Source organism: Janthinobacterium sp., from assembly GCF_031995485.1.
GTDB lineage: Bacteria > Pseudomonadota > Gammaproteobacteria > Burkholderiales > Burkholderiaceae_D > Janthinobacterium.
In genome coordinates this window covers 17,043-43,205 of sequence record NZ_DAMAGB010000041.1, presented here as the reverse complement: position 1 = coordinate 43,205, position 26,163 = coordinate 17,043, and the positions used below count along the sequence as shown (strand labels likewise).

General features: G+C 64.3%; 26 protein-coding genes. 19 read left to right on the top strand and 7 right to left on the bottom strand.

What is annotated here, in order from left to right:
• Positions 1–177: divergent PAP2 family protein (locus tag RTQ46_RS20265; RefSeq protein WP_312439412.1), on the bottom strand; the 177-nt coding region annotated here is incomplete at its 3' end.
• 208 nt (positions 178–385) lie between these two features.
• Between RTQ46_RS20265 and RTQ46_RS20260 the strand changes: the two genes are divergently transcribed.
• The 10 genes from RTQ46_RS20260 (at position 386) to RTQ46_RS20215 (ending at position 9,792) form a co-directional block, all read left to right on the top strand.
• Entirely contained in the window at positions 386–1,468 is a 1,083-nt protein-coding gene (locus tag RTQ46_RS20260) for a DUF475 domain-containing protein (RefSeq protein WP_312439389.1), read from the top strand.
• A 98-nt stretch (positions 1,469–1,566) separates the two neighbouring features.
• The gene (locus RTQ46_RS20255) at positions 1,567–2,142 is read left to right on the top strand and encodes a TerD family protein (RefSeq protein WP_312439388.1); all 576 of its coding nucleotides are present in this window, start codon (positions 1,567–1,569) and stop codon (positions 2,140–2,142) included.
• Between the two features lie 68 nt (positions 2,143–2,210).
• Complete coding sequence (locus tag RTQ46_RS20250) at positions 2,211–2,927, top strand: TIGR00266 family protein (RefSeq protein WP_312439387.1); 717 nt, start codon at positions 2,211–2,213, stop codon at positions 2,925–2,927.
• A 121-nt stretch (positions 2,928–3,048) separates the two neighbouring features.
• Entirely contained in the window at positions 3,049–4,083 is a 1,035-nt protein-coding gene (locus RTQ46_RS20245; protein WP_312439386.1) for an ATP-grasp domain-containing protein, read from the top strand.
• Positions 4,080–5,237: a phosphoribosyltransferase domain-containing protein gene (locus tag RTQ46_RS20240; RefSeq protein WP_312439385.1), complete on the top strand. Its 1,158-nt coding sequence runs from the start codon at positions 4,080–4,082 to the stop codon at positions 5,235–5,237. Before RTQ46_RS20245 ends, RTQ46_RS20240 begins: the two co-directional genes overlap by 4 nt.
• Entirely contained in the window at positions 5,215–5,967 is a 753-nt protein-coding gene (locus RTQ46_RS20235; protein ID WP_312439384.1) for an HAD family hydrolase, read from the top strand. Before RTQ46_RS20240 ends, RTQ46_RS20235 begins: the two co-directional genes overlap by 23 nt.
• Entirely contained in the window at positions 5,964–7,073 is a 1,110-nt protein-coding gene (locus RTQ46_RS20230; RefSeq protein ID WP_312439383.1) for a cysteine protease StiP family protein, read from the top strand. Before RTQ46_RS20235 ends, RTQ46_RS20230 begins: the two co-directional genes overlap by 4 nt.
• Positions 7,066–8,046, top strand: coding sequence for an HpcH/HpaI aldolase/citrate lyase family protein (locus RTQ46_RS20225; RefSeq protein WP_312439382.1), 981 nt, complete (start codon positions 7,066–7,068; stop codon positions 8,044–8,046). The genes RTQ46_RS20230 and RTQ46_RS20225 overlap by 8 nt, the downstream gene beginning before the upstream one ends.
• Positions 8,043–9,290: a TerD family protein gene (locus tag RTQ46_RS20220; RefSeq protein ID WP_312439381.1), complete on the top strand. Its 1,248-nt coding sequence runs from the start codon at positions 8,043–8,045 to the stop codon at positions 9,288–9,290. The genes RTQ46_RS20225 and RTQ46_RS20220 overlap by 4 nt, the downstream gene beginning before the upstream one ends.
• A gap of 124 nt (positions 9,291–9,414) precedes the next feature.
• Positions 9,415–9,792 (top strand): hypothetical protein, encoded by a 378-nt coding sequence (locus RTQ46_RS20215; RefSeq protein ID WP_312439380.1) that lies wholly within the window; start codon positions 9,415–9,417, stop codon positions 9,790–9,792.
• A gap of 59 nt (positions 9,793–9,851) precedes the next feature.
• Here the strand turns inward: RTQ46_RS20215 and RTQ46_RS20210 are convergent, their stop codons facing one another.
• Entirely contained in the window at positions 9,852–12,275 is a 2,424-nt protein-coding gene (locus RTQ46_RS20210) for a hypothetical protein (protein WP_312439379.1), read from the bottom strand.
• 132 nt (positions 12,276–12,407) lie between these two features.
• The gene (locus RTQ46_RS20205) at positions 12,408–13,421 is read right to left on the bottom strand and encodes a serine/threonine protein kinase (protein ID WP_312439378.1); all 1,014 of its coding nucleotides are present in this window, start codon (positions 13,419–13,421) and stop codon (positions 12,408–12,410) included.
• Positions 13,422–13,524: 103 nt separating this feature from the next.
• Here RTQ46_RS20205 and RTQ46_RS20200 point away from each other — a divergent pair, with 103 nt between their 5' ends.
• Complete coding sequence (locus RTQ46_RS20200) at positions 13,525–14,223, top strand: UPF0149 family protein (protein ID WP_312439377.1); 699 nt, start codon at positions 13,525–13,527, stop codon at positions 14,221–14,223.
• A 24-nt stretch (positions 14,224–14,247) separates the two neighbouring features.
• Here the strand turns inward: RTQ46_RS20200 and RTQ46_RS20195 are convergent, their stop codons facing one another.
• The 3 genes from RTQ46_RS20195 to RTQ46_RS20185 all read right to left on the bottom strand — a co-directional run bounded on the left by RTQ46_RS20195 (position 14,248) and on the right by RTQ46_RS20185 (position 16,601).
• On the bottom strand, positions 14,248–14,412 hold the full coding sequence (locus RTQ46_RS20195; RefSeq protein ID WP_312439376.1) for a hypothetical protein: 165 nt from the start codon (positions 14,410–14,412) through the stop codon (positions 14,248–14,250).
• The gene (locus tag RTQ46_RS20190) at positions 14,400–15,482 is read right to left on the bottom strand and encodes a hemin-degrading factor (protein WP_312439411.1); all 1,083 of its coding nucleotides are present in this window, start codon (positions 15,480–15,482) and stop codon (positions 14,400–14,402) included. The genes RTQ46_RS20195 and RTQ46_RS20190 overlap by 13 nt, the downstream gene beginning before the upstream one ends.
• A gap of 219 nt (positions 15,483–15,701) precedes the next feature.
• Positions 15,702–16,601, bottom strand: a complete 900-nt coding sequence (locus RTQ46_RS20185; RefSeq protein ID WP_312439375.1) for a DMT family transporter — start codon at positions 16,599–16,601, stop codon at positions 15,702–15,704.
• A 156-nt stretch (positions 16,602–16,757) separates the two neighbouring features.
• On the opposite strand from RTQ46_RS20185, the gene gcvA reads away from it, so the two are divergent.
• Complete coding sequence (gene gcvA / locus RTQ46_RS20180; RefSeq protein ID WP_312439374.1) at positions 16,758–17,699, top strand: transcriptional regulator GcvA; 942 nt, start codon at positions 16,758–16,760, stop codon at positions 17,697–17,699.
• Positions 17,696–18,031, top strand: a complete 336-nt coding sequence (locus RTQ46_RS20175) for a hypothetical protein (protein ID WP_312439373.1) — start codon at positions 17,696–17,698, stop codon at positions 18,029–18,031. The genes gcvA and RTQ46_RS20175 overlap by 4 nt, the downstream gene beginning before the upstream one ends.
• Positions 18,032–18,119: 88 nt before the next feature.
• Here RTQ46_RS20175 and orn read toward each other — a convergent pair whose 3' ends face one another.
• Entirely contained in the window at positions 18,120–18,716 is a 597-nt protein-coding gene (orn, locus tag RTQ46_RS20170) for an oligoribonuclease (protein WP_308922429.1), read from the bottom strand.
• A gap of 55 nt (positions 18,717–18,771) precedes the next feature.
• Between orn and RTQ46_RS20165 the strand changes: the two genes are divergently transcribed.
• The 6 genes from RTQ46_RS20165 to argF all read left to right on the top strand — a co-directional run bounded on the left by RTQ46_RS20165 (position 18,772) and on the right by argF (position 26,145).
• Positions 18,772–20,046 carry a M48 family metallopeptidase gene (locus RTQ46_RS20165; protein ID WP_312439372.1) on the top strand — a complete coding sequence of 425 codons (1,275 nt, stop codon included), beginning with the start codon at positions 18,772–18,774 and terminating at the stop codon, positions 20,044–20,046.
• On the top strand, positions 20,043–20,408 hold the full coding sequence (locus RTQ46_RS20160; RefSeq protein WP_312439371.1) for a 4a-hydroxytetrahydrobiopterin dehydratase: 366 nt from the start codon (positions 20,043–20,045) through the stop codon (positions 20,406–20,408). The genes RTQ46_RS20165 and RTQ46_RS20160 overlap by 4 nt, the downstream gene beginning before the upstream one ends.
• The gene (rsgA, locus tag RTQ46_RS20155; RefSeq protein ID WP_312439370.1) at positions 20,405–21,310 is read left to right on the top strand and encodes a ribosome small subunit-dependent GTPase A; all 906 of its coding nucleotides are present in this window, start codon (positions 20,405–20,407) and stop codon (positions 21,308–21,310) included. The genes RTQ46_RS20160 and rsgA overlap by 4 nt, the downstream gene beginning before the upstream one ends.
• A 252-nt stretch (positions 21,311–21,562) precedes the next feature.
• Positions 21,563–21,982, top strand: coding sequence for a hypothetical protein (locus RTQ46_RS20150; RefSeq protein ID WP_312439369.1), 420 nt, complete (start codon positions 21,563–21,565; stop codon positions 21,980–21,982).
• A gap of 127 nt (positions 21,983–22,109) precedes the next feature.
• Positions 22,110–24,953, top strand: a complete 2,844-nt coding sequence (locus RTQ46_RS20145) for an ATP-binding protein (RefSeq protein ID WP_312439368.1) — start codon at positions 22,110–22,112, stop codon at positions 24,951–24,953.
• A gap of 271 nt (positions 24,954–25,224) precedes the next feature.
• Complete coding sequence (gene argF, locus RTQ46_RS20140; protein WP_312439367.1) at positions 25,225–26,145, top strand: ornithine carbamoyltransferase; 921 nt, start codon at positions 25,225–25,227, stop codon at positions 26,143–26,145.
• The last annotated feature ends 18 nt before the right edge of the window (positions 26,146–26,163 follow it).

Genomic DNA, 26,163 nt, shown 5'->3' with positions numbered 1-26,163 from the left:
GCGCAGGGCGATCAGGGTCGCCATGCTGGAGACGACGGCGCTGTGGTTGCTGGGAAAGCCGCCATTGCCCACCAGCCCGAACGCCCACTGGCGCGTGCGGGCGCTGTTGATCAGGAATTTGATCGGGCCGACCAGGATCCAGGTGATCAGGGGCGTGACGAGGTAAGCGATATCCACGGGTGTTCCTTGTTGTCTATGTTGGTCAGATGCCATTCCAGGCGCGCCGCAATTATCGCAGATCGGCCGGGATCGAAGAACCAACATTTCCATGCGCAGTTTCATTCGTACAAAACGCGATTGATGGCAACAAGTAATATAAAATCATGGCGTATACAACAATTGACGTAAAACAATACGTCTCAGATCAACAAGTAACGGGGTCCCCATGAAGCATTTCAGAATTTCCTTTTTAGTGACCTTTATCCTGATGGCGGTCTCGGGCTGGTGGGGCTATACCCACGGCGGCACCAGCGGCATGCTGCAGGCGCTGTGGATCACGGGCGTGCTGGGCGTGATGGAAGTGTCGCTGTCGTTCGACAATGCGGTGGTCAACGCCTCCGTGCTGCGCCACTGGAATGAATTCTGGCAAAAGCTGTTCCTGACGGTCGGCATCCTGGTGGCCGTGTTCGGCATGCGCCTGCTGTTCCCGCTGGTGATCGTCTCGGTCGCCACCGGTCTGGGCCTGATGGATGTCTGGACCATGGCCACCACCACGCCCGATATCTACGCGAAACACCTGACGGACAATCACGCGCAGGTGGCAGCGTTCGGCGGCGCCTTTTTGCTGCTGGTGTTCCTGAACTTCCTGTTTGACGACGAGAAGGAATTGCACTGGCTGGGCTGGGCGGAAGAAAAAGTCAATGCGCTGGGCACGGAAAGCCTGGCGGTGCTGATCACCATGGGCGCCGTGGCCGCGTGCGTGGCGATGGGCCCGGTCGATGAAAAATACAGCGTGCTGGCCGCCGGCATCGTCGGCATTGCCGTCTACCTGGGCGTGAACTGGATCAGCGGTTTGCTGGAAGAAGGCGAACCGGACCTGCAGGACGAGGAAGATGACGGCGCTGTCGCCGTGAAGAACGGCAACGGCCAGCTGGTGAAAAATGTCGCGCGCGGCAGTATCGGCGGCTTTTTGTACCTGGAAGTGCTGGACGCCTCGTTCAGCTTTGACGGCGTGATCGGCGCGTTTGCGATCACCAACGACGTCGTCATCATCATGCTGGGCCTGGCGATTGGCGCCATGTTCGTGCGCTCGATGACGGTGTTCCTGGTACACAAGGGCACGCTGGACGAATTCGTCTACCTGGAACACGGCGCGCACTACGCGATCGGCATCCTGGCATTGATCATGCTGGGCTCGGTCAAGTACCATATCCCGGAATGGTTCACGGGCCTGTCGGGCGTGGCCTTCATCCTGGTATCGCTGTGGTCATCGCTGCGCTACCGGAAACGGCATGCGGCGTCGGCTTGATAAAGCCGATTTCGTCACCATATGCAGTGCATGGATCAAGCCTGCGCGCTTGATCCATCCGGGCATACAAGTAATCCATTACTGAAAAGGAGCACCACATGGCAATCAGTTTGCAAAAAGGCGGCAACGTCAACCTGAGCAAGGAAGCACCGAACCTGAAGAAGATCATCATCGGCCTCGGCTGGGATCCTCGTTCCACGGACGGCGCCACCTTCGACCTTGACGGCAGCGCCTTTCTCCTGAAAAACGACGGTAAAGTGCGTGGCGACTCCGACTTTATCTTCTACAACAACCTGAAATCGACCGACGGCTCCGTCGTGCACACCGGCGACAACACCACCGGCGAAGGCGAAGGCGACGATGAGCGCATCGAGATCGACCTGACCCGCGTGCCAGCCGACATCGAACGCATCAGCATTACCGTCACCATTCACGACGCCGACGCGCGCCGCCAGAACTTCGGCATGGTGTCGAAAGCCTTTATCCGCTGCCTGAACGCGGAAGGCGAAAAAGAGATCGCCCGCTACGACCTGTCCGAAGACAGCTCGACCGAAACGGCGATGATCTTTGGCGAGATCTACCGCTACAACGGTGAATGGAAATTCAAGGCCATCGGCCAGGGCTTCAACGGTGGCCTGGGGCCTCTCGCACGTTCGTTCGGCGTGAACGCCTGATCAGGCACAGCAGCAATCAGTCACGGCCGCCTGGGACATATCAGGCGGCTTTTTTTTGGAGATTTATCATGCCAGTATTTAGTGTCACCGGTGACGTCGATCCCTTCCTGCATGTCAGCATGAAGCAGGGCGAAACCATCTATTGCGAGTCCGATGCGATGGTGATGATGGAAACGGCGCTCGACCTGAAGGGCAAGATGACGGGCGGCCTGGGCAGCGCCATCATGCGCCGCTTCGCCAATGGCGAGTCGTTCTTCCAGCAGCATATCGAAGCGGTGCGCGGCAGCGGCGACTGCCTGCTCTCGCCTACCCTGCCGGGCGCGATCGAAGTGGTCGACGTCGGCGCGCGCCAGTATCTGCTGAACGACGGCGCGTTTGTCGCCGCCACCTCCGGCACCGAAATGAAGGTGCGCACGCAAAGCATCGGCAATGCGCTGTTTGCGCAGTCGGGCGGCTTTTTCGTGATGGAGACGGCCGGCAGCGGCCAGGTGGTGGTGTCCGGTTTCGGCTCCATGTTCCAGCTCGACGTGGAGCCGGGCAAGGATGTCGTGATCGACAATTCGCACGTGGTCTGCTGGGACAACAGCCTGAAATATGAAATCTCGGTCACCACCGGCGGCGGCAACAGCGGCGGCGGCATCGGCGGCTTCCTCGGCAATATCGTCAACAGCGTGACCAGCGGCGAAGGCATCGTGCTGCGCTTTTCCGGCTCCGGCAAGGTCTTTATCTGCTCGCGCAACCGCGACGCGTTCCTGAAGTGGACGGCATCGGGAAAAGCAGGGTAATATTTTGTCGTTTTGCTATAGTTGCTAAGGCCAGGTTAAGTCAGGCTGGCTACCATCTCCGCGCGCACGTGCCTTCACGCTGCGCGCGGTTTTTCTTTCGCTTCTTCACCGGTCCCCGTACATGCAAAGAGTCTGGTTCAACAAAACATTTTCCTCGGTCGCCACGGCCATGCGCCTGATCCGCGAAGCCGACATCGCCGCCACCGGCGGCCAGCGCCGCTATCACCTGATCTATACCAATCCGAACGAACACGCGGCAGCCTTTTTGGCGGCCGACGAATACGCGGTCGAACCGAGTGACCTGAAGGGCGAAGACTACCTGGAATGGTGTTTGGAATTCTGCCGCGAACGCGCCATCACGATTTTCTGGCCAGGCCGCGCCGCCGGCCGGATCGCCAGCGCGCGCGAGCGCTTTGCAGCCATCGGCACGCGCGTGCTGAGCGTGGCGACCGAAGAAGTGCTGGTCCTGATGCATGACAAGGCGCGCTTCTGCGCCGGCCTCGACCTGCCGATGGCGCCGGTGGCCGACACGCGCGCCGTCAGCACGATCGCCGAATACGATGCGGCCTTTGCCGAGCTGCGTCCGCTGCACGAGCGCCTGTGCATCAAGCCGTCCGAATCCGTGTATGGCCTGGGCTTTGCCGTGCTCGACGAACGCTCCAGCGCCCAGCTGCTGCTGGCCGGCGCCGACTACAAGATCAACACGCAGGAACTGCGCGATGGCCTGGCGCAGATGGAGTCCTTCAGGACGCTGCTGCTGATGGAATACCTGGACGGCCATGAATACAGTGCCGACTGCGTGGCAGACCAGGGCAGGCTGGTGTGCGCGATTCCGCGAAAAAAATTGCATGCGCCGGGCAGTGGCCAGCTGATCGAACTGCGCGAAGAACTGCTGGCCGCCTGCGACAAGCTGGCGCGCGATTACCAGTTGAATGGCGTGTTCAATATCCAGTTCCGCGAAGGCGCCAAGGGCCTGGCGCTGCTCGAGATCAATCCGCGCATGTCGGGCGGCATCGGCATGGCCTGCGCGGCCGGACCCAACCTGCCGTATATCGCGCTGGCCGGCTTCGACCAGGGCTATGAAAACGTCACGATTCCTGCCATCCGCGAAGGCATGCGCGTGGCCGAAACGGCGTATCCGGTGGAACTGCCATGACCACCATCCGCCAGCAGATGCCAACCGGCGAGCTGACCCTGCAGGTCGACGAGGCGCGCTTTGCGCTCGACGAGCTGATCGGCTACGCGGCGCGCGCCAACGCCAAGCGCGGCTTCCTGTTCCTGTCCAAAGTGCTGGGCAAGCACTGGCCCGTCACGCCAGGCGCAATGGAAGCGATCCACACCGACCTGGCCGCGCAGATTCCACCGGACCTGCCCGGCCCGGTGGTCTTTATCGCCATGGCGGAAACCGCCGTGGGCCTGGGCCAGGGCGTGTTCGAGGCGTGGCTGCGGGCGCATCCCGGCAGCGAAGGCCTGTTCCTGCACAGCTCGCGCTACCGCGTGGGGTCGGTCCCCTTCTTTGAATTCGAAGAGTCGCACAGCCATGCGCCGCGCCAGTTTCTGCATCTGTCCGATTCGGCCAGCGCCGTGTTCGCGCGTGCGCGCAGCCTGGTGCTGATCGACGACGAAGCGTCGACCGGCAATACCTTCGCCAACCTGATCGGCGTGTGCCGCACGCGCTATCCGCAACTGGAGCAATTGCACCTGGGCGTGATCACCAACTTCATGGGCCAGGACGCCAACGCCGGCTTGAGCCAGCGCTTCGGCCTGCCCACCACCGTGGGCGCGGCCCTGTCCGGCCGCTACGCCTTCACAATGGGCGAGACGCCGGCACCGGTGGCCACCAGCGCGCAGCGCTTCGAAGCCGACGCGGAGCGGGGTGCCAGCGACGCATTCGGGCGTATCGGCGTCGACCGCCCGTTGATGCCGCCGCAAGCGCTGGCCGCGCGGCTGGCGCAAGGCATAGCCGACGGCGAATCCGTGCTGGTGCTGGGCACCGGCGAATTCATGCACCCTTCGTTCCTGCTGGGGCGCGAACTGGAGGCACTGGGCAAGCGGGTGGTGGTGCAATCGACCACGCGCTCGCCCATCCTGTCGTGGGGTTCGGTCGGCCATATCGTCTACTGCGACGACAATTACGGCGAAGGTATCGCCAACTACCTGTACAACGTGGCGCCTGGCCAATACCAGCACGTCTTCATCTGCCATGAAACCCCGGCCAGCCCGGCCCTCATGCAACTCGCCGGCCAGCTCCATGGCCGCCTGTTCCACTTTCAGTCAGAGACCAAAATTGAAGAAATTCCTGTTTGTTGACCTGGACGACACACTGTTCCAGACCCCGAAAAAAGTTCCCGGCGAGACCGACCTGCAGCCGGCCGCCTATCTGAAAAATGGCGACGCCTGTTCGTTTACCACGGCGCGCCAGCGCGCGTTTTTTGAATTCGCGCAAAGCGGCATGACGCTGATCCCGGCCACGGCCAGGAATGGCGACGCGTTCCGCCGCGTCGACCTGCCGTTTGCCAGCTACAGCGTGCTCGATTACGGCGGCATCGTGCTGCAGCCGGGCGGCGCGCTCGACGCGGGCTGGCTGGCGCTGATGCAAAGCGATATGCAAGTTGCCCTGCCCGGCCTGACGGACGCCATGCGCATCATCGACGACTTCCAGGTGAAGGCCGGCATGCCGTCGCGCGCGCGCCTGATCGAGGACTACGGCACGCCGTTCTATGTGGTGGTGAAAGACCATGAAGCGCGCGGCGAACGCCTGGCCGATATCGAACAGCAGGTGCTGCTGGAGTGGATCGCCAAGGAAGGTTCGGACTACTTCATCCACCGCAACGGCAACAACCTGGCCGTGCTGCCGAAAAGCCTGAACAAGGCGCGTGCGGTGGCCTACCTGCGCGCGGAACTGGAAGCCGAGCATGGCCCGATCCTGAGCTTCGGCATGGGCGACAGCCGCTCGGACGCGCGTTTCATGGCCGCCTGCGACTACGCCATCATCCCCAACGGCACCCAGCTGGCGGCGCTGACGGTGGGCGCGCTATGAGCAATCTGACGACGCAGCATTTCAGCGGCAGCTACCGCCAGCAAGATGTCGAGTTTCTGTTGACACCGATGGCGCTCGAGCCGATCCGCGACCTGGCCGAAAAGGAACGCCTGATCCAGTCCGGCCAGCGCCACTACAGCGAGATGCTGTCGCCCGAGTCGCTGCCCTCGCCCGCCTACCTGGCGCTGTTCCAGAGCGCGTTTGCCGCCAACCGCCTGCAGATGGCGCGCGACTGCCTGCGCCTGGCCGCGCTGATTGCTGCGCGCCGCGAAGGGGCGATTACGCTGGTATCGCTGGCACGCGCCGGCACGCCGGTCGGCGTGATCCTCAAGCATCTGCTGATCCAGGTGTTCCAGCGCGAGTGCAGCCATTATTCCGTCTCCATCATCCGCGACCGCGGCATCGACACCAACGCCATCAGGCACATCCTGACGCACGGCCACGCGGCGGACTCCATCGTGTTTGTCGACGGCTGGACGGGAAAAGGCGTGATCTCGCGCGAACTGCGCCAGACCGTCAATGACTACAACGCGCAGCACGGCACCGGCATCGATGGCGGCCTGTTCGTGCTGTCCGACCTGGCCGGCACCGCCGCCTGCGCCGCCTCGTCCGACGACTACCTGATCCCGTCGAGCATCCTGAACGCCACCGTGTCGGGCCTGGTCAGCCGCTCGGTGCTGAACGAGATGATAGCTCCCGGCGACTTCCATGGCTGCGTGTATTACGCGCAGTTCGAAGCCCACGACCAGTCGCGCCAGTTCGCCGACGGCCTGGTGGCGGACGCCATCGCGATTGCCGGCAGCAGCGGCGTGCCGCTGGCGGTGGCGACCGATGCACCGGCCATGGCGGCCCGTTCGCAAGCCTATATGGCGCAGGCGCAAGCCGAGTACGGCATCACCGACATCAACCTGATCAAGCCCGGTATCGGCGAAGCGACACGTGTGCTGCTGCGCCGCGTGCCGGAACGCCTGATCGTGCGCGACACGAATGCGCCGGACGTGGCACATTTGCTGCTTCTGGCACAAGAAAAAGCCATCCCCGTTACCGTACAACCGGCGCTGCCTTACCAGGCGGTCGCCCTTATCAGGAGCGCAGTCGATGGATAACTCCATACACCCACAAAGTGAACACAAGGCAGCACTCGGCGCATCGATGTATGTGCCCACCACGCACAAGGATTTGCTGGCGATCGCCAACGGCGACAAATTCAGCCATCTGCGCTCGGTGATCTTCTGCACCGAAGACGCCATCGCCGAACGCGAACTGAGCTACGCGCTGTTCAACCTGTCGCTGGCGCTGCAGAACATGTGCGAAGCGTCCGATACCTTGCGCTTCGTGCGCGTGCGCAATGCCGAAGTGATGGCGCGCGTGCTGGCCATGCCGGGCGTGGAAAAACTGGCCGGCTTCGTGCTGCCGAAATCCACGCGCCACAATTTTTCGTCGTACTTCGACCAAGTGCGCCACACGCATCACCTCCTGATGCCGACGCTGGAAACGGTGGAAGTGTTCGATGACGAAGAAATGAAGCTGTTCCGCGCCAAGCTGGCCGCGCCCGAGGTGCGTGCGCGCATCCTGGCGCTGCGCATCGGCGGCAACGACCTGCTGGCGCTGTTGGGCCTGCGCCGCCCGACCACCGGCACCATCTACCAGACGCCGCTGGGCCAGGTGATCGGTCGCCTGGTGACCATCTTCAAGCCGCACGGTTTCGAGCTGACGGCGCCCGTGTTCGAACACCTGACGCAGGACGACTGGCTGGCCGCCGAAGTGGCGCAGGACATGGCGCACGGCATGATCGCCAAGACCGCGATCCACCCGGACCAGGTGCCGCAGATCGAGCGCCATTACCAGGTGGCGCAGACCGATATCGAACTGGCGCTGCGCATCATCGACCCGGACAGCCCGGCCGTGTTCCGCATGCAGGAATCGATGTGCGAAGTGGCCACGCATTCGAGCTGGGCGCAGCGCATCATCGAGCAGGCGCGCCTGTTCGGCATCCGCCTGGCGGACGGCGCCGCGCTGCCGGCCACCGCCATCAATCTGACTCCACTGACCAGCAATGAAGGGACGGCACGACCATGACCAATTTCACACGCGGACAAAAAGGCAAGCTGGCCGACCTGGGGCTCAATGGCCCGTTTGCCGTCACCCTGGACATCGCTTCCGGCTCGATGGAAGTCGATGTCAGCTGCTTCGGCGTCGACGCTGCCGGCAAGCTATCGGACGACCGCTACATGGTGTTCTACAACCAGAAAAGCGCGCCCGACAACGCCGTCACGGTGGAACTCAATGGTCCGCGTTCGGTGTTCCAGATCGACCTGGCGCGCCTGCCCCAGTCGATCGACAAGCTGGTGTTCACTGCCGCGACGGAACAGGGCAGCATGCGCGCGCTGGGTGCATCCAGCCTGGCGCTCGGTTCCGCCGCCACGTTTGCGTTCGCCGGCACCGACTTCCAGGATGAAAAGGCCGTGATTATCGGCGAGCTGTATCGCCGCGACGGCAGCTGGCGCTTTGGCGCCGTGGGCCAGGGGTTTGCAGGCGGCCTGGCGGCGCTGCTGAAACACTTTGGCGGCAGCGAAGCGGGATCGTCCGCTCCTGCGCCGGCACCCGTGCCGACGCCGGTCCCGGCACCAGCCGCGCCACCGGCGAATAAAATCTCGCTGTCGAAAATCCGCCTCGAAAAACGCGGCGACAAGATCTCGCTCGACAAGCGCGACAGCGGCGGCTATGGCCGCATCAAGGTCAACCTGAACTGGAACCAGAGCGCCCAGCAGGGCCAGGCGCCGGCATCGAAACTGGACTCCGGTTTCCTCGGCAAGCTGTTCGCCAAGCCGGCCGGCCGCGCGGGCGGCATCGACCTCGATATCGGCTGCCTGTTCGAGATGAGCAACGGCAGCAAGAGCGCGGTGCAGGCGCTGGGCAACAGCTGGGGCGCGTTCGACCGGCCGCCGTACATCCACCTGGAAGGCGACGATCGCACGGGCAGCATCAGCAGCGGCGAAAACATCTTTATCAACGGCACCCACTTCGACCAGATCAAGCGCGTGCTGGTATATGCGTTCATCTACGAAGGCGTGCCGAACTGGGCCGCCACCGACGGCGTGGTGACGATCGAGATTCCGGGCCAGCCGACCGTCGAAGTGCGCCTGGACAGCGACAGCCAGCACGCCATGTGCGCGATCGCCATGCTGGAAAACCAGGGCGGCAACCTGCAGGTGACAAAACTGGTGGAATACTTCGGTGGCCAAGGTAAAATCACGGCGCACCAGGCGATGGACGAGCGCTACAATTTTGGCCTGAACTGGAAGGCCGGGCGCAAGGATTAATCACTGTTTTTAATCGAACCCAACGGCGTAAAACTGGGGTCGGACGGGGACACCGAGTCCCTCACGGTCCGACCCCGGCATTTGCAGTTGGGGGAAAAACGACGCAAACCAACGGCATTCAACCATGACCCCCACCACCAAAAAAGCCAGCATCGCCTTCGTCCTCTTCCTGCTCGCCGGCGCCGTGCTGCTGGCCGCCTACACCTGGCTGGCGCTGAGCTTTTCGTATTCGGAAGGCGAGCGGGCTGGCTACCTGCAGAAGTTTTCCAAGCGGGGCTGGGTCTGCAAGACCTGGGAGGGAGAGCTGCTGCTGACGGCATTGCCGGGCACGATACCGGAGAAATTCCAGTTCAGCGTGCGCGACGAGGAAGTGGCCAGGCAGCTGACGGCCGCTGCCGGCAAGCGCATCCTGATCAGCTACAGCCAGCACAAGGGCGTGCCGACCGAATGTTTCGGCGAGACCGAATACTATGCCGACAAGGTGGTCCTGAACAGTAATTAAGACCCGTTGCAGGCAGCATCAGCGCCGGTCCGCTTTACGCGGAACGGCGCTTTTTTTTATCAGTCGTCCTGGCGCGAGCGCCAGACGGTGCCGGTCACCGCATTGGTATGCGTCAGGCGATCGAGCACTTCGCGCGTCAGGTTGGCCGAGGTGGCGTGTTCGGCCTTGGCGCGCGCGGCAGTCAGGGTAGCGGAAAACTCCTGCTGCTTGTCGCGCAGGCTGGCGCGCAGTTCGCCCAGTTCGCGTTCCTGCTGCTGCGCGCGGCGCATTTCCAGTTCCAGCAGCTGCTGCTTGGCGACCGCCATCTCGCGCGTGGTGTCGGCCGCCTTGCGCTGCAGGGCCGCATGCGCCTGCGCGCTGGCCAGCAGGGCCTGCTGCGCTTCGAGCTTGTCCTGCGCCGCCTGGCGGGCCGCCATTTCGGCCTGTTCGCACAGGCGCGCCGCATCGCTGGCCTGCTGTTCCATCAGCGCGCGCGCTTCGGCGGCGGCAGCGCTCTGCTGTTCCGATTCCAGCCGGCCGGCAATCGCTTTCGAGGCCCGCTCTTCGGCTGCCGTGGCCTGGCGCTGCTGCACCAGCTTCTGGTCGATCAGCGCCAGCGACTCGCGCTCGCTGGCGACAAAGGCGCGCTCGGACGCCAGCAGTTCTTCGCCAGCCTGCGCCTTGTCGCTTTCCACGCGGGCCCGGTCGGCATGCACCAGGCCCAGCTCCACCGCCAGCCGCGCCTGCGCCTGCACCGCCTGCGCGGCAGCTGCCTTTTGTTCGCCATCGACCTGTGCCTGCTCCAGCAGGATGCGCGTGGCGGCCGCTTCCTGCTCCGCCGCGTCTTTCAATGCCAGTTCGGCCGCAGCCTGCGCCTGCAGCGCCTCGGCCTGCGCCTGTTCGGCAGCCGTGCGTTCTTGCGTCGCCTGCAAGGCCAGCACTTCCGCATCGAGCCTGGCCTTTAACGCGGCAATCGCACCCTGCTCCGCTTCGCAGCGCGCGCGTTCCTGCGCCGCCAGATGCTCGGCTTGCAATGCTTTTTCTTCGGCCAGCGTGGCCGCTTCCTGCTCTGCGGCCAGTTGCGCCTGCTCGCTGGCCAGCGCCTGCTGTTCGGCCGCATTCCGGCGCGCCGCAACGTCGGCAGCCTCGCGCGCCGCCTCGGCACGTTCGTGCGCCAGCCGCGCGGCCTGCTGCTGTTCTTCCTGTTCGCGCACGGCCGCTTCGGCCGCGGCCAGTTCGGCCGCTTCGCGTGCGCGCGTTTCCTGCAGCGCCGCCGTTTCCGCTTCCATGCGGGCGTGGCCGGCGATTTCCGCGTCCTGTTCGGCGGCGATGCGGGCCAGCGCCACGGCGCGCAGCTGCCGGTCCACTTCGATGCGCGCCTCGGTGGCGGCCAGGATGCGCACGTCGGCGTCGCGGCGCGCCTGGGCGCTGGCGGCAGCCACCATTTCCAGGCGCTCGCGGTGAATGGCCGCGTCGCGCAGTTCTTTTTCCGTCTGCAGGCGCAGGTGCAAGGATTGGGCCGCATGGCGTTCCGATTCGGCCTGCGCCAGCGCGATCGCTTCGCGTTCCTGCTCCAGGTGGGCCAGCGCGCGCGCTTCTTCCAGCGCCCGCACTTCGGCGGCGGCGCGGTTGAACGCCGATTCCAGCGCGATCTGGTCGGCGCGTTCGCGCTGCACCGTCAGTTCCAGCGCTTCGCTTTCCGCTTCGGCCAGCATTTGCGCCGTCTTGCGCGCCCCGTGGGCATGGCGTTCGCGTTCGCGCGCCATCACGGCCACGCGCGCGTCAGCGGACGCAATGCCGACCATTTCTTCCTTGGCCGCCTGCACGGCGGCGACGCGTTCGACCGCCTGCAAGCGCGCCTGCTCGGTCTGCACCTGCAATTCTTCGGCGGCGCGCGCGGCCTGCTCGGCCAGTTCGGACTGCACCGCCACCTGTTCGCTGGCGCGCAGCCGGCTCTCCTGCTCGGCGCGCGTGCGCAGCTCGGCGGCCATGCGGATTTCATTGTCGGATTCGACGCGGGCGCGCAATTCCGCCGTTTCCAGTTTGACCGCTTCCAGCCGTGCCACGCTGGCCTGGGCGGCGGCGCGCATGGTTTCCAGGCGTTCGCGGTTGGCGGCGATCGCTTCTTCGGCCGCCTGCGCGCTTTGCTGGGCGGCGGCGGCGGCGGCGGCATCGATGGCGGCGCGGTCTTCGGCCAGCGTGCGCACGCGCGCTTCGGCCAGCGCGCGGCTCTCGGCGGCGCAGGTGGCTTTCGCTTCCGCTTCGACGCGGGCAATCGCTTCGTGGATGGCTTTCAGTTCCATCTGGTGGCGGCCCGGTTCCGCAGCGTCGGCGCCGGTTTCAGTTTCCGGCGACGGCGAGACGGGGACCGCCTTGGCCTGGGCCACGGGCGTGTCGGAAGCGGAGTCCAGGTCCTGGAAATCATGCAGCGAGACGATGCTGTCCTGGCCGAACTCGTCGTCGGAATGGGCGTCGGACTGGGGCTGGATGTGCTGTGCTTGCATGATTTCTCGCTTGATCGGGTGAATTCCATTACCTGCAGGAATTATTACCACCATTATCAGGCAGGCAGATAGCGATCAGCACGGCAAGCAGAGGCCTGTTTACCGCGCTTTTCCTGATTTGCATCAGATTGATCAGATTGGCCAGAGCGGGGCTTCATCCATGAGAGCCACCTGCTCGCGCAGTTCGAGGATGCGGTCCTGCCAGTAGCGTTGTGTATTAAACCACGGAAAGGCGACGGGAAACGCCGGATCGTCCCAGCGCCGCGCCAGCCAGGCCGAATAATGGATCAGGCGCAGGGTACGCAGCGCCTCGACCAGGTACAGTTGGCGCGGCTCGAAATCGCAGAAATCCTCGTAGCCGGCCAGGATGTCGCTCATCTGGCGCACCTGGTCGCCGCGCTCGCCCGACAGCATCATCCACAGGTCCTGGATGGCCGGACCCATGCGGCTGTCGTCGAAGTCGACGAAATGCGGGCCGGCGTCGGTCCACAGCACATTGCCGCCGTGGCAGTCGCCGTGCGTGCGCAGCAGCGCCACGTCGCCGGCGCGGTCATAGCAGCGCTTGACGCCATCGAGCGCCTGCTGCGCCACGCTGGAATACGCGGCCAGCAGCTCGGGCGGCAAAAAGTTGCCTTCGAGCAGGAATTCGCGCGGCTCGACGCCAAAGGTCTGGTGATCGAGCGCCGGGCGCTGCTTGTAATCCGACAGCGCGCCGACCGCGTGGATGCGGCCGATAAAGCGCCCGATCCACTCCAGCGTGGCCGGATCGTCCAGCTCCGGCGCGCGGCCGCCGTGGCGGGGAAAGACGGCAAAGCGGAAGCCCTGGTACTGGTGCAGCGTGCTGCCGGCAATCTCCAGCGCCGGCACCACCTGGATTTCGCGCTCGACCAGTTCGGACACGAACGCGTGTTCTTCGAGGATGGCGGCATCGCTCCAGCGCGCCGGACGATAGAACTTGGCCACCAGCGGCGCGCTGTCCTCGATGCCGACCTGGTAGACGCGGTTTTCATAGCTGTTGAGCGCCAGCAGGCGGCCATCGCCGCGCAGGCCCACGCTATCGAGCGCGTCGAGCACGCAGTCGGGACTCAGTTCGGAAAAGGGATGGACGGGCCGGGCGTCCTCGTGCGGCGGGTTTTCGTTGTGCATAAGCGCCATTGTACGGGGCGCGGCGGCGTGCTGCAGAAACACTTCGGCGAGCGCAGGCAGCTAGGCGTATACTGTCGGCTTACTTCAAATAAAAGAGCAAGCCATGCAACTCGAACAGCCATTATCAGAAAAAGAATTTGACGAACTAGACCAATTCCTGTTGTCGGACCGGTGCTCCGAAGACGCCATGACCATGGATATGCTGCACGGCTATCTGACGGCCGTGGCCATCGGCCCTGAACCGATCATGCCGGCCGAGTGGTTGCCGCGCGTGTGGGGCGAAGATATCAAGGACGCGCCCAAGTTCAAGAACAGCAAGGAAGAAGAGCGCATCGTCAACCTGATCATGCGCTTCATGAACGAAGTGCTGGTGACGTTCGAAGTGGCGCCAAAAGAATTCGAGCCGCTGTTCGTCGAGCACGAGCACGCCGGCCAGACCCTGATCGACGCCGAAGCATGGTGCTGGGGCTTCTGGGACGGCATGGAACTGCGCGAGGGGTCGTGGGACGAGATCTGGGACTCCGAAGTGGGCGACCTGATGCAGCCGGTGTACCTGCTGGGCGCCGACGAGATCGAGGAAGAAGAACTGAAACTGGTGGAAGACCCGGTCAAGGCGCACAAGCTGGCGCAGGAACTGGAAGCGAACCTGCCGGCGATTCACCGTTTCTGGGTACCGCGCCGCAAGCCGGCCGTGCAGACCCTCAAGCGCGAAGAGCCGAAAGTGGGCCGCAACGACGACTGCCCTTGCGGCAGCGGCAAGAAGTACAAGAAATGCTGCGGCGCCGAGCCGGCAGCCGAATAAGCAGCATTCCAGCACCGAGGCACATCAACGCCGGGCACTGTCCCGGCGTTTTTTATGAACGGGTTTTTCTGCCACCGTGCCATCGACGCCGGCCAGGACCTGCATCGGCGCGGCCAGCGCCACCGCGCCCGCGCCCATTTTTTTCAGCGCGATGCGGCGCGCCACGCTGGCGGCGATCATGCGGCGCATAATTGCCCCTCCGAGACGGCGCGTTCGACCACATTGCGCCATTCGCACAATTCATGCGTGCCCGGTTTGCGCTCGCCAAAGAACATGACGATGGTGTCGCCCCTGGCATCGAACAGTTCGACCGATGTCACCAGGCCATCGACGGTGGGCTTTTTCACCACCCAGGCGCTGGCGACATGGTCTTCGCGCAGGTGCAGGTTAAAGCGCGCATCGAGGATATTGATCCATGGCCCCATGACAGCGATCTTGTGCACGGGTCCGGAATGGATCTGGATCATGCCGGGATTGCCGACAAACGCCATGATGGCGACTTTTTCACGCGCCGCGTCGTTCAGCAGGTCGAGCACGCACGAGGTGTCGAGCGGCTGCACGAAGCGCGGTTCGGCCAGACGCAGACCCTGCAGGCGCGAGACCGAATATTTTTTCAGCAGCGCAAAGAAATCGTGGGTATCGCGCAGGCCGGCCCAGGCGGCGCGAAAGCCGGCCACGTCGATCTGCGCGTCGGGCAGTTCAGCGGGCGGTGGCGATACGGGGGCAACCGCGATGCCCGCTTCCTGGTCATCGTCGGCAAAGCGCGTGACCAGCGCGTCATACGCGGCCAGGTCGCTCTGGGGTTTCAGGAAAATCTTGTGCACGGCATGGCCGCTGGTATCGAAAAACTGCAGGCTGCGCTGCACCTCGTCTTGCTTCATCTCGCGCACGGCAAAGCCATGCGCCCACTGGCGGTAGAACACGCGCAGGTCGATCTCGCCACCGAGCACCAGGCCCACCTGATGGTTGTGGCTGGCCCTGCGATAGACGCCGGTTTTTTCATGCACGCAGGAGGCATTGCGCGTCAGCGCCATCACGTCGCCCAGCGGTTCCAGTGCGCCGATCATCGCCGGCCATTCGGCGCGCAGGCGCTCGGCGCCCAACAAGGCGCCGTCGGCCAGCGACAGGCCCGCATGCGCGGCGATCAGTTCACCTTCGGAAATATGCAATTCGGTGGCGATATCGCGGTGGCGCGCGTTCTTTTCGCGGCGCAGGCGGGCAAATTTTTCGGCGATCTCGTTGCTGCGTGATGGGCACATGGTAGGCACGGTGGTCTCCTTTCAAGGCGAACACTGGCTGGCGGCAAGCTGGCTGGTGGGGATTGGTGCAATCAATTATAAATGCGAATCATTCGCAATTGAAGATTTATTTGAACAGTATCCGCGCAGGCAAAAAAAACGCCGCGAAAAACGCGGCGCCAAGGAAACCGATCGGCATGGCGTACCCATGCGCGATCAGTTGAGAAAAACTGTCATCAGTCAGGCGCTGGCCTGCGCCCCCGGCATCAGGGCCGGTTTGGCCGCCGGTTTGTGTGCCAGCAACACTACTGCCGCCAGCACCATCGCGCCACCGAGCAATTGCGTGCCGCTGACTTTTTCATGCAGCATGGTCACGCCGAACGCCATGGTGATTACCGGCTCGAAAGTGGAAATGATCGAGGCGCGGGCCGCGCCGATCTGCGCCACGCCGGCAAAAAATGCCGCGATCGCGATCGCCGTCGAAAACAGGGCGATGGTGCAAACGGCCAGCCAGCCGGTGGCGGTACCCGGCAGGGAGACGCCCTGCCACAGCGCAATGGCGCTGTTGGCCATGCCGGCCGTGCCCAGGATCACCACGCAGGCGGCCAGCGGATGGATGTTTTCCGGGCGTTTCGCCAGGCTGTTGCCGAACAAGATGTAGACCGCGTAGACGCCGGCCGCCATCAGCGCCAGCGCGATGCCGATCGGCTGGCCCTGCAGCTTGCCGCCCAGGGTAATGGCCATGCCGGCAATCGCCAGCGCCAGCAGCACCAGCATGCGCCGGTCCAGCTTTTCCCAGCCCAGCGTCAGCGCCAGGATCGTCACCAGCACCGGATACACATACAGCAGCATGCCGCACAGGCCGCTGCTGGCGTACAGCAAGGCATTGAAATAGCCCTGCGACTGCGCCGTATACATCAGGCCCATCAGCATGTAGCCGGCCAGCAGGCGGCCGCGCGGCAGGCGCCAGCCACCAAGCCATACCAGCGGCAGCAGCAGCATGGCGGCGATCACGAAACGCAGCGCCAGCATGGTCGACGGATTGACGCCGGACGCATACGCGGCTTTGGCAAACACGGCGGAGCTGCCGAAACCGGCGGCCGACAACAACACCAGCGCCACTGCGCGGCGATCAGACATGCGAACCTCTCAGGATAGGGGAAGATGGCGTCACCCTGCACTCATGCGTCAATGCATTTGCGGGTGGACTCTCTCAGGAACGCCATGATAGGCCCTTGCGGAAAATGAAACAAACCAATATTCTTTACGGATAGGCTCAATTTCATTAAGGCTCGCATGTCCCGTCACCTGCCCCCGCTCGCCGCCCTGCATGCATTTGAAGCGGCCGCCCGCCATGAAGGCTTCCAGCGCGCCGGCGAAGAACTGCATGTCTCGGCCGGCGCCATCGGCCACCACGTCAAGCAGCTGGAAAGCTGGCTGGGCATTGTGCTGTTCCAGCGCCTGCCGCGCGGCGTGGCGCTGACCAATGCCGGCCAGCGCTATGCGGCCGCGCTGGGGCCGGTGCTGAACCAGCTGGCCGAGGTATCGGAGGCGGCGCGGCGCCAGGGCGACGACAAGGTGGTGACAGTGACGGCCACCAGCTCGCTGGTGTCGCGCTGGCTGATGCCGCGCCTGGGGCGCCTGCGCGACCGCCATCCGCAGATCGAGCTGCGCGTACTGGCCTCGATGCATCCGGCCGACCTGGCGCGCGACGGCGTCGATGTGGCGATCCGCCTGGGGCCGGGCCGCTATCCGGGCCTGAAGGTCGATCTGCTGATGGAGGAACGCTTCTGGGCCGTCTGCAGCCCCGGCTTTCGCGCCAGCGCCGCCAAGCTGCGGCAGCCTGCCGACCTGCTGCGCTACCCGCTGCTGCACGACGCGCCCGAAGTGCACCTGCCCGGCGAGATCGACTGGGGCCGCTGGCTGCACAGCTGCGGCGTCCATTACAGCGGCAATAGCGGCAACAGCGGCGCGAGCTTTTCCCACACCTACCTGTGCCTGGACGCGGCCGCCAGCGGCCAGGGCGTGGCGATCGCCGCCAGCCCCCTGATCAGCGACGACCTGCGTTCGGGCCGCCTGGTGCGCCTGTTCGAGCACCATGTGCTGGGGCCCCACTGCTACTACCTGCTGCGCTCGCCCCAGGCCGAAACGCGCCCGCTGGTGCATGCGTTCTGCGAATGGCTGATCGCCGAAGCGCGCGCCGACCAGGAAGCCGTGTGGCCGGAGGTCCAGGCATGAGCACGCGCGAGCTGGCGCGCAGCCGCCGTTACGTGGTCGAGCATGAATACGAATCGGCCTCGGTGACGGGTGCGGATGGAATCAGGGTGGCGATCGGTGAATTCTATGGCGATCCGGCGGTGGCGCTGATCGATGTGGCGGAACGATGGTGCGCGGTGGCGGGGCAAGGCGTGATCGTGTGCCGTCTCGCGCAAGGCGGCGCGTGCGTGGAATATTTCAGGTCTGCGGGCGAGACTGTCTGGGTCACCGGCTTGCGGCAGACCGGGCCGTTTGCGCTGACGCTGCTGTGCGAAGATGGCACGGCGCGCGTGCTCGACTTCGGACACGCATGAGTGACCGGACATAGCCTGGTGCGCAGGTCGGATTAGGCGCTCCGCGCCGTAATCCGACATCACCCGCGACAGGTTTGAAACCCGCGCTTTACAATTTAATGAAATGCTCGCGATAATATTTGAGCTCTTCAATCGACTCCAGGATATCGGCCAGCGCCGTGTGCTTCTGGTGTTTCTTGAAGCCGGTGGCGATCTCGGGCTTCCAGCGCTTGCACAGCTCTTTCAGGGTCGACACGTCGACGTTGCGGTAGTGGAAGAACGCTTCCAGTTTCGGCATGCCGCGCACCATGAAGCGGCGGTCCTGGCCGATGGTATTGCCGCACATCGGCGACTTGCCGGCTGGCACGTATTTCTTCAGGAACGCGATCAGTTCCGCTTCCGCCTGCGCTTCCGTCACGGTCGAGGCCTTGACCTTGTCGATCAGGCCCGAGCGGCCGTGCGTGCCCTTGTTCCAGGCGTCCATCTTGTTCAGCGTCTCGTCGGACTGGTGGATCACGAACACGGGGCCTTCGGCCAGCAGGTTCAGGTGCATGTCGGTGACCACCACCGCCACTTCGATGATGCGGTCGGTATCGGGCTCCAGGCCCGTCATTTCCATGTCGACCCAGACCAGGTTCATCTCGTTGGGACGGGCCGGCACGGCCGGTGCGGGGGAGGATGTGGATAAGTCGGTCGCTTGTGACATAATTCTCTCTTGGCCTAATCAACTGAATAATCAGCCATTTTCTCACAGGCACAGAATGTATTCACTCGCGTTTTCGATTTTGTTTGTTTCCATCCTCATTTTGACCCTGCTGGTGCGCTTCTGGCTCGCTTCGCGCCAGATCCGCCACGTGCTGGCCAACCGTGCCGCCGTGCCGCCCGAATTTGCCGAAAAAATCCCGCTGGCCGCGCACCAGAAAGCGGCCGACTATACGGTCGCGAAGACCAAATTTGGCCTGCTGACCCTGCTCGTCAATTCCGCCGTGCTGATCGGCTTTACGCTGCTGGGCGGCCTGCAATGGCTGGCGCTGCACCTGCAGGAGCTGACGGGGCCGGGCATGCTGTACCAGATCGGCCTGATCGTCGCCTTTGTGGCGATCTCGGGCCTGATCGACCTGCCGTTCGATTACTACCGCCAGTTCGTGCTGGAGCAGCGCTTCGGCTTCAACACCATGCGCCGCGGCCTGTTTTTCGCGGACATGGCCAAGGGCGTGCTGCTGGGCGCCATGATCGGCCTGCCGCTGCTGTGGGTGGTGCTGGCGCTGATGGCCAGTTCGGGCGACCTGTGGTGGCTGTACGCCTGGTGCGTGTGGAGCGGCTTCCAGCTCCTGATGATGGTGCTGTACCCAACCGTGATCGCGCCGCTGTTCAACAAATTCACGCCGCTGGCCGACGAATCGCTGAAAAGCCGCATCGAAGGTCTGATGAAACGCGTGGGCTTTGCCTCGAAAGGCCTGTTCGTGATGGATGGCTCGAAACGCAGCGCGCATGGCAATGCGTATTTCTCGGGCTTTGGCGCGAATAAACGCATCGTATTTTTCGATACCCTGCTGTCGCGCCTGGCGCCGCATGAAATCGAGGCGGTGCTGGCGCACGAGCTGGGCCACTTCAAGCTCAAGCATATCGTCAAGCGCATCGCCATGATGTTTGCCGTTTCGCTGGGCTTCCTGGCGCTGCTGGGCTTCCTGAAGACCCAGCCCTGGTTCTACGCGGGGCTGGGCATCGATCCGGTGGCGCTGGCACTGACGGGCCAGTCGTCGGACGCCATCGCCCTGCTGCTGTTCGCCCTGGCGCTGCCCGTCTTCACCTTCCTGCTGGGTCCATTGACCTCGCTCAGCTCGCGCAAGCACGAATTCGAAGCCGACGCCTTTGCCGCGCAACATACGCAGGCGGACGACCTGGTATCGGCGCTGGTGAAAATGTACGAAGACAATGCCTCGACCCTGACACCCGACCCGCTGCACTCGGCGTTTTATGACTCGCACCCGCCGGCCAGCGTACGCATCCGCCACCTGAAAGGGGCCACCGCATGAACCTGCCAGACACCATTGAAGCCTTGACCCGGCAAACCTGCGCCCCGCTGCAGCACGCCCTGAGCGAGGCCGGCATTGCCGCCCTGCTGCCGCTGCTGCCGGACTGGACGCTGGAGAGCGGCAAGCTGTGCCGCAGCTACGACTTCAGGAACTATTACCAGACCATCGCGTTCGTCAACGCCCTGGCCTGGATGACCCATACCCAAGATCACCATCCGGAGCTCATCATTACTTATAAAACCTGCACCGTGCGCTACGATACGCACTCGGTCAACCAGGGCGCCGGCGGCCTGTCGGAAAACGACTTCGTCTGCGCCGCCAAGGCAGATGCCATTTACGCCGGCCGGCAGGTGGAATCATGAGCGATGCCAAGCTGACCGGCGTGATCATCGCCGCCCATGGCCGCCATTACCTGGCCGACGTCGATGGCGCCAAGCTGCAATGCGTCACGCGCGGCAAGAAAACCAATGTGGCCGTGGGCGATATCGTGCACCTGACGCGCACCTCGAACGACCAGGCCGTGATCGACCGCATCGAAGAGCGCAAGACGCTGCTGTACCGCTCGGACCAGTACAAATCGAAATTGCTGGCCGCCAACCTGACCCAGCTGTTCATCGTGGTGGCTACCGAACCGGGCTTTGCCGACGACCTGATCTCGCGCTCGCTGGTGGCGGCCGACGCGGCCGGCATCGAGGCGCGCATCATCCTCAACAAGACCGACGTGACCGCCTCGCTGGAGCGCGCCCGCGAACGCCTGCTGCCGTATTCATCGATGGGCTATCCGGTCGATGAAGTGTCGGCGCGCGCCGAGCCGGAACACGCGGTGGCCACCCTGGCGCCGCTGCTGGCGGGACAGTCGTCGATCCTGATTGGCCAGTCCGGCATGGGCAAGTCCTCGCTGATCAACCTGCTGGTGCCGGACGCCGATATTGCCGTGCGCGAAATCTCGGCCGCGCTCGACACGGGCAAGCACACCACCACCTTTACGCGCCTGTACACGCTGCCGGAACTGGGCGAACACAGCTCCATCATCGACTCGCCCGGCTTCCAGGAATTCGGCCTGTACCACCTGAGCGAAGGCATGCTCGAACGCGCCTTCCGCGAATTCCAGCCCTACCTGGGCGGTTGCAAGTTCTACAACTGCCGCCACCTGATCGAGCCGCAATGCGCGATCCTGGACGCGGTGGCAGCAGGCAAGATCGCCAAAATGCGCCATACCCTGTACGGCCAGCTGCTGCACGAGTCGGCACAGACGCTGTACTGATTTTCGAATTTTTTCTCCCTCACAAGTCGGCAGGCGAAATTTAATTTCGCTGCCGAGCCTGCTTTCCGGATTTACTTCCAAACCCGTTCACCATCGATTTTCTGCATTTCATCGCGCCGATCCGGCATTTCGTCGCCTTGAACTGGTTTTCATGCACCGCGCTTGCTACCTTGGCACTGTCCCTGCCAGCGTGGCTGCCGGAGACACCACTGGTCCAACACCCATCCCATACTTCGATCACAAGGTGAAATCATGAAAACTTCCTTCCCGCGTACCCTCGCCCTCGGTGCCGCCGCCGCCATCCTCGGCCTGTCCAGTTTCAGCGCCAGCGCACTGGAGCTGGGCGAACAGGATACGGTCAAGGTATCGTCCGGCAAGGCCTACAAACTGGCACCGCTGGAATTTCAACAGTACGGCAACAGCTACCGGCTCGACACGGGCGACACGCTGGCCCTGCGCCAGCAGGTGAACCGCTACTTCACGCAGATCAAGGGCCAGCCAGAAGTGGAGCTGTTCGGCCGCTCGCCAGGCGTATTTGAAACGGCCAGCGGCACGCGCCTGGAGTTTCGCGACAATGCCGACATGATCGCCATTACCGGCCTGCGGCAGTTGCCAGGCGCCACCGTCAGCGCCACCGACAAGCTCGACACCGTGCACTACGCCGCGCGCTGAGCGCGCCCTGCATTATCTGTGTTTCCAGCCGAACAAAAGCGCCGCAATGCAGCTTACAATGCCACCGGTAAGGCGCAGGGCGTGATGGGCCGCAGGCCATCGCCCTCGCCACGGTGGAGGTGTTCGGATGGAGATGTTCGCGCTCGATACTGACCTGGCGCAGTGGGAAAATGCCTTGCCGCTGCTTGACGGCGCGGCGCGCCTGCCCGTGCTGCTGCAGCTGTGCTGGCATTTGCGCCAGCGCGACTGCGCGCGCGCGCTGGCGCTGGCCGAAGAAGCACGCCGGCTGCTGCCGCAATCGGCCTTGACGCCGGTGGCCCAGGAACTGGTGATGGCGCGGTTGCAACTGGTCCGCGCCGAAGTGCAGTGGCTGCATGGCGCGCTGGACGAGGCCGAAGCACTGGCCCAGGCCGCGCATGCCGTGCTGTGCACGCATGGCGACGGCGCGGCATGTGCCGATGCGCACTGGCTGCTCGCCTCGATCGCGGTCGACCGTGGCGACCATGTGCGCAACAGCGCGCAATTGCAGACCGCAGCGGAACAGGCGCGCAGCGCCGGCGATACCGTGCGCGCCAGCCTGGCCGATGCCGCGACGGCGCGCTGGGCCGTATTGCGCGACGCACCGGCGGCGCAGGAACGCTGGCGCAGCCACTTCAGCGACGGCCCGCTGGCGCCGCCACTGGCGACCTGGGTCCACGATTTTCGCGGCGTGCAAGCCTATGTCTCGCACGACCTGGGCGCGGCCGTCGGCCATTACATGCAGGCGTATGAAGCGGCGCTGGCCAGCGGGCAGCTGCGTCCGGCCATCACGGCCGCCATCAATATCGGCGACTGCTTCGGCCATCTGAACGACCACCAGGCGGCGCTCGAATGGATGCAATGCGCGCTGGACCTGGCGCGACCGACGCAGTGGCCGCGCAGCATCGGCGCCTGCCAGACGCATACCGCCGAAACCATGCGCAAGCTGGGCCGCCTGGACGCGGCCGGCGAACTGCTGCGCGAGGCGCTGGCCGTGCTGGCCCCCGTATCGGGCGCGCGCAGCTACGCCAACGCCCTGTTCTACCTGGGCGAACTGAGCCTGGACCAGGGCGACTACGACATGGCGCTCGACGCCTTCAGCCGTCTGGCGCAGCGCGCCGAAGCGCTGGACCAGGCCGATTTTCGCTGCAAGGCCCAGCGCGGCAGTGCACATGCGCTGTCCTACCTGGACCGTCCAGACGACGCGCTGCTGGCCGCCGAACGCGCCCTGGCGCTGGCGGCGGCGCGCGGCGACGCCGTCAACCACATGGCGGCGCTGCGCGTGCTGGCCATGCTGCATGCGCGCCACGAGCTGCCGGCCCCGCCCGGCATGGCCGAAGCCAATCCGGCGCTGCACTATCTGCAGCAGGCGCTGCAGGTAGCCACGGCAATCGACGGCTACGCGCCGCCGGCCGAGCTGCTCGACGCGCTGGCGCGCGAATACGCGCACGCGGGCGACCATGCGCGCGCCTATGATATCGCGCTCGACGCGGGCGCCGCGCGCGAACGCAGCCATACGCAGCAGGCCACCAACCGGGCGATTGCCATGCAGGTGCGCCACCAGACCGAACATGCGCGCTCGCAGGGCGACCATCACCGCGAACTGGCCGCTTCCGAAGCGCGCCGCGCGGCCATCCTGCAACAGACCAGCGACACGCTGGAGCGGCTGTCGGCCATCGGCCAGGAAATCACCACCCACCTCGATGCCGGCGCCGTATTCCTGGTGCTGAACCGCCATGTGCATGCGCTGCTGCCGGTCAATACCTTCGCCGTCTACATGCTCGACCCGAACGGCACGGCGCTGCGCCGCGCCTACGGCATGGAAGCCGGCCGGCCGCTGCCCGACAACGCCATCCCGCTTGACAATCCGCGTGCCTATTCGGTGCGCTGCCTGCGGAGCCGCAGCGAAATCTGTATCGACCAGGTACCGCCGGGGCGCCGCGCCTATACCGTGCCCGGCACCCTGCATAACCAGAGCGTGCTGTACGTGCCGCTGATGGTCGGCGAACGGGTGCTGGGCGTAATGACGGTGCAGGCCTGCCAGGCGCACGCCTACGGCGAGCGCGAACGGCTGATCTTTCGCACCCTGTGCGCATATGGCGCGATTGCGCTCGACAACGCCAACGCCTACCGCCAGTTGCAGGATGCGCAGGCGCAGCTGGTGTCGCAGGAAAAACTGGCCGCGCTGGGCGCGCTGATGGCCGGCGTGGCGCATGAACTCAATACGCCGATCGGCAACAGCCTGCTGATCGCCAGCACCATGCAGCAAAAGACGGAGGACGTGGCGCGCCTGATGAACGGCCCCGGCCTGCGCCGCTCGGACCTGGCCGCGTATATCGACGACGCCGGCAAGGCGGCCGGGCTGGTGATGCGCGGCCTGCACAGCGCGGCCGACCTGGTCAACAGCTTCAAGCAGGTGGCCGTCGACCGCACCACCGAACAGCGCCGCCATTTCGACCTGCAGCAGGTTGCCCATGAAGTGATCGCCACCGTGATGAACCGCATCCGCAGCTCGGGCCACCGCATCGAGACCGAGATTGCGTTCGGCATCGGCATGGACAGCTATCCGGGACCGTTCGGCCAGGTCATCACCAACCTGATCAACAACGCCCTGCTGCATGCATTTGGCGCGACGGGCCAGCATGGCAGCGGCAAGACCGGCCTGATGCGCCTGTCCGCCAGGGCCGACACGGCGCGCGTGACCATCGTGTTCGAGGACAACGGCAGCGGCATCGCCGAACAGCATCTGTCGCGTATCTTCGACCCCTTCTTTACCACCAAGCTGGGCCAGGGCGGCAGCGGCCTGGGACTGTCGATCAGTTACAACATCGTCACGGCACTGCTGGGCGGCACCATCCAGGTGGCCAGCAGCGGCGCCGGCAGCCGTTTTACGCTGGACCTGCCCCTGGTGGCGCCGCAATTCGATGGCGCCGGGCCGCAGGCGATCTATTGACGGGGCCGCCGGTACAGGCAGGCGCCGGCGCCGGCTAGCGGGAGTCCGCCAGTCTTTCCAATCTAAAAGCAAAACCCTTATAATTGAACGGCTGACGTACCTGCCATTGCATATTTTTTAACTTTGGCAAACCGCATCGAGCCGCGCGGCCTGCCTGCGCGGACGACGATCAACACAGTAGCGCGCCGGGCAGCAAAGCCATCAGTACACTGATGCGTGCCGGCGGGAAAGGCACGCCGCCGGCGGCCTGCGCATCTTCTAGTGGTCATTTATGTCGACAAAAAAACCGATCAAGCATTACCTCCAGTTCTCCGATTTCACATTGGAAGAGTACGACTATGTGATCGAACGCGCCCACCTGATCAAACGCAAGTTCAAGAACTACGAGATCTACCACCCCCTGATCGACCGCACGCTGGTGATGGTGTTTGAAAAGAACTCCACCCGCACCCGCCTGTCGTTCGAGGCCGGCATGCACCAGCTGGGCGGCGCCGCCATTTACCTCAACACGCGCGACTCGCAGCTGGGCCGCGGCGAACCGGTGGAAGACGCCGGCCAGGTGATGAGCCGCATGTGCGACATCATCATGGTGCGTACCTTCGGCCAGGAAATCATCGAGCGTTTCGCCGCCCATTCGCGCGTGCCGGTGATCAATGGCCTGACCAATGAACACCATCCGTGCCAGGTGCTGGCCGACATCTTTACCTATATCGAGCACCGCGGCTCGATTGCCGGCAAGGTCGTCGCCTGGATCGGCGACGCCAACAACATGCTGTACTCGTGGCTGCAGGCGGCCGAAGTCTTCGGCTTTCACGTCAACGTGTCGACCCCAAAAGGCTACGACATCGATCTGTCGCAAGTGAAAACGGAACGCTACACGCTCTTTGCCAACCCGTCCGACGCCTGCGAAGGCGCACACCTGGTCAACACCGACGTGTGGACCAGCATGGGCTATGAAGCGGAAAACGCGGCCCGTATTGCCGCTTTCGACGGCTGGATCGTCGACGGCGCCAAGATGGCCCGCGCGGCGCCCGACGCGCTGTTCATGCACTGCCTGCCCGCCCACCGTGGCGAGGAAGTGGCCGCCGAAGTGATCGACGGCCCGCAATCGGTGGTGTGGGACGAGGCGGAAAACCGCCTGCACGTGCAAAAAGCGCTGATCGAGTACCTGTTACTCGGTAAAATTACCTGATACGCCCGGACCTGCAAT

Coding starts and splice junctions, on each gene's coding strand:
- gcvA (WP_312439374.1), top strand. CDS start 16,758: ATGTCCCGTCACCTGCCCCCGCTCGCCGCCCTGCATGCATTTGAAGCG.
- RTQ46_RS20220 (WP_312439381.1), top strand. CDS start 8,043: ATGACCAATTTCACACGCGGACAAAAAGGCAAGCTGGCCGACCTGGGG.
- RTQ46_RS20250 (WP_312439387.1), top strand. CDS start 2,211: ATGCCAGTATTTAGTGTCACCGGTGACGTCGATCCCTTCCTGCATGTC.
- RTQ46_RS20200 (WP_312439377.1), top strand. CDS start 13,525: ATGCAACTCGAACAGCCATTATCAGAAAAAGAATTTGACGAACTAGAC.
- rsgA (WP_312439370.1), top strand. CDS start 20,405: ATGAGCGATGCCAAGCTGACCGGCGTGATCATCGCCGCCCATGGCCGC.
- RTQ46_RS20230 (WP_312439383.1), top strand. CDS start 5,964: ATGAGCAATCTGACGACGCAGCATTTCAGCGGCAGCTACCGCCAGCAA.
- RTQ46_RS20215 (WP_312439380.1), top strand. CDS start 9,415: ATGACCCCCACCACCAAAAAAGCCAGCATCGCCTTCGTCCTCTTCCTG.
- RTQ46_RS20240 (WP_312439385.1), top strand. CDS start 4,080: ATGACCACCATCCGCCAGCAGATGCCAACCGGCGAGCTGACCCTGCAG.
- RTQ46_RS20165 (WP_312439372.1), top strand. CDS start 18,772: ATGTATTCACTCGCGTTTTCGATTTTGTTTGTTTCCATCCTCATTTTG.
- RTQ46_RS20225 (WP_312439382.1), top strand. CDS start 7,066: ATGGATAACTCCATACACCCACAAAGTGAACACAAGGCAGCACTCGGC.
- RTQ46_RS20205 (WP_312439378.1), bottom strand. CDS start 13,421: ATGCACAACGAAAACCCGCCGCACGAGGACGCCCGGCCCGTCCATCCC.
- RTQ46_RS20185 (WP_312439375.1), bottom strand. CDS start 16,601: ATGTCTGATCGCCGCGCAGTGGCGCTGGTGTTGTTGTCGGCCGCCGGT.
- RTQ46_RS20255 (WP_312439388.1), top strand. CDS start 1,567: ATGGCAATCAGTTTGCAAAAAGGCGGCAACGTCAACCTGAGCAAGGAA.
- RTQ46_RS20210 (WP_312439379.1), bottom strand. CDS start 12,275: ATGCAAGCACAGCACATCCAGCCCCAGTCCGACGCCCATTCCGACGAC.
- RTQ46_RS20145 (WP_312439368.1), top strand. CDS start 22,110: ATGGAGATGTTCGCGCTCGATACTGACCTGGCGCAGTGGGAAAATGCC.
- RTQ46_RS20160 (WP_312439371.1), top strand. CDS start 20,043: ATGAACCTGCCAGACACCATTGAAGCCTTGACCCGGCAAACCTGCGCC.
- orn (WP_308922429.1), bottom strand. CDS start 18,716: ATGTCACAAGCGACCGACTTATCCACATCCTCCCCCGCACCGGCCGTG.
- RTQ46_RS20150 (WP_312439369.1), top strand. CDS start 21,563: ATGAAAACTTCCTTCCCGCGTACCCTCGCCCTCGGTGCCGCCGCCGCC.
- argF (WP_312439367.1), top strand. CDS start 25,225: ATGTCGACAAAAAAACCGATCAAGCATTACCTCCAGTTCTCCGATTTC.
- RTQ46_RS20190 (WP_312439411.1), bottom strand. CDS start 15,482: ATGTGCCCATCACGCAGCAACGAGATCGCCGAAAAATTTGCCCGCCTG.
- RTQ46_RS20260 (WP_312439389.1), top strand. CDS start 386: ATGAAGCATTTCAGAATTTCCTTTTTAGTGACCTTTATCCTGATGGCG.
- RTQ46_RS20175 (WP_312439373.1), top strand. CDS start 17,696: ATGAGCACGCGCGAGCTGGCGCGCAGCCGCCGTTACGTGGTCGAGCAT.
- RTQ46_RS20195 (WP_312439376.1), bottom strand. CDS start 14,412: ATGCGCCGCATGATCGCCGCCAGCGTGGCGCGCCGCATCGCGCTGAAA.
- RTQ46_RS20245 (WP_312439386.1), top strand. CDS start 3,049: ATGCAAAGAGTCTGGTTCAACAAAACATTTTCCTCGGTCGCCACGGCC.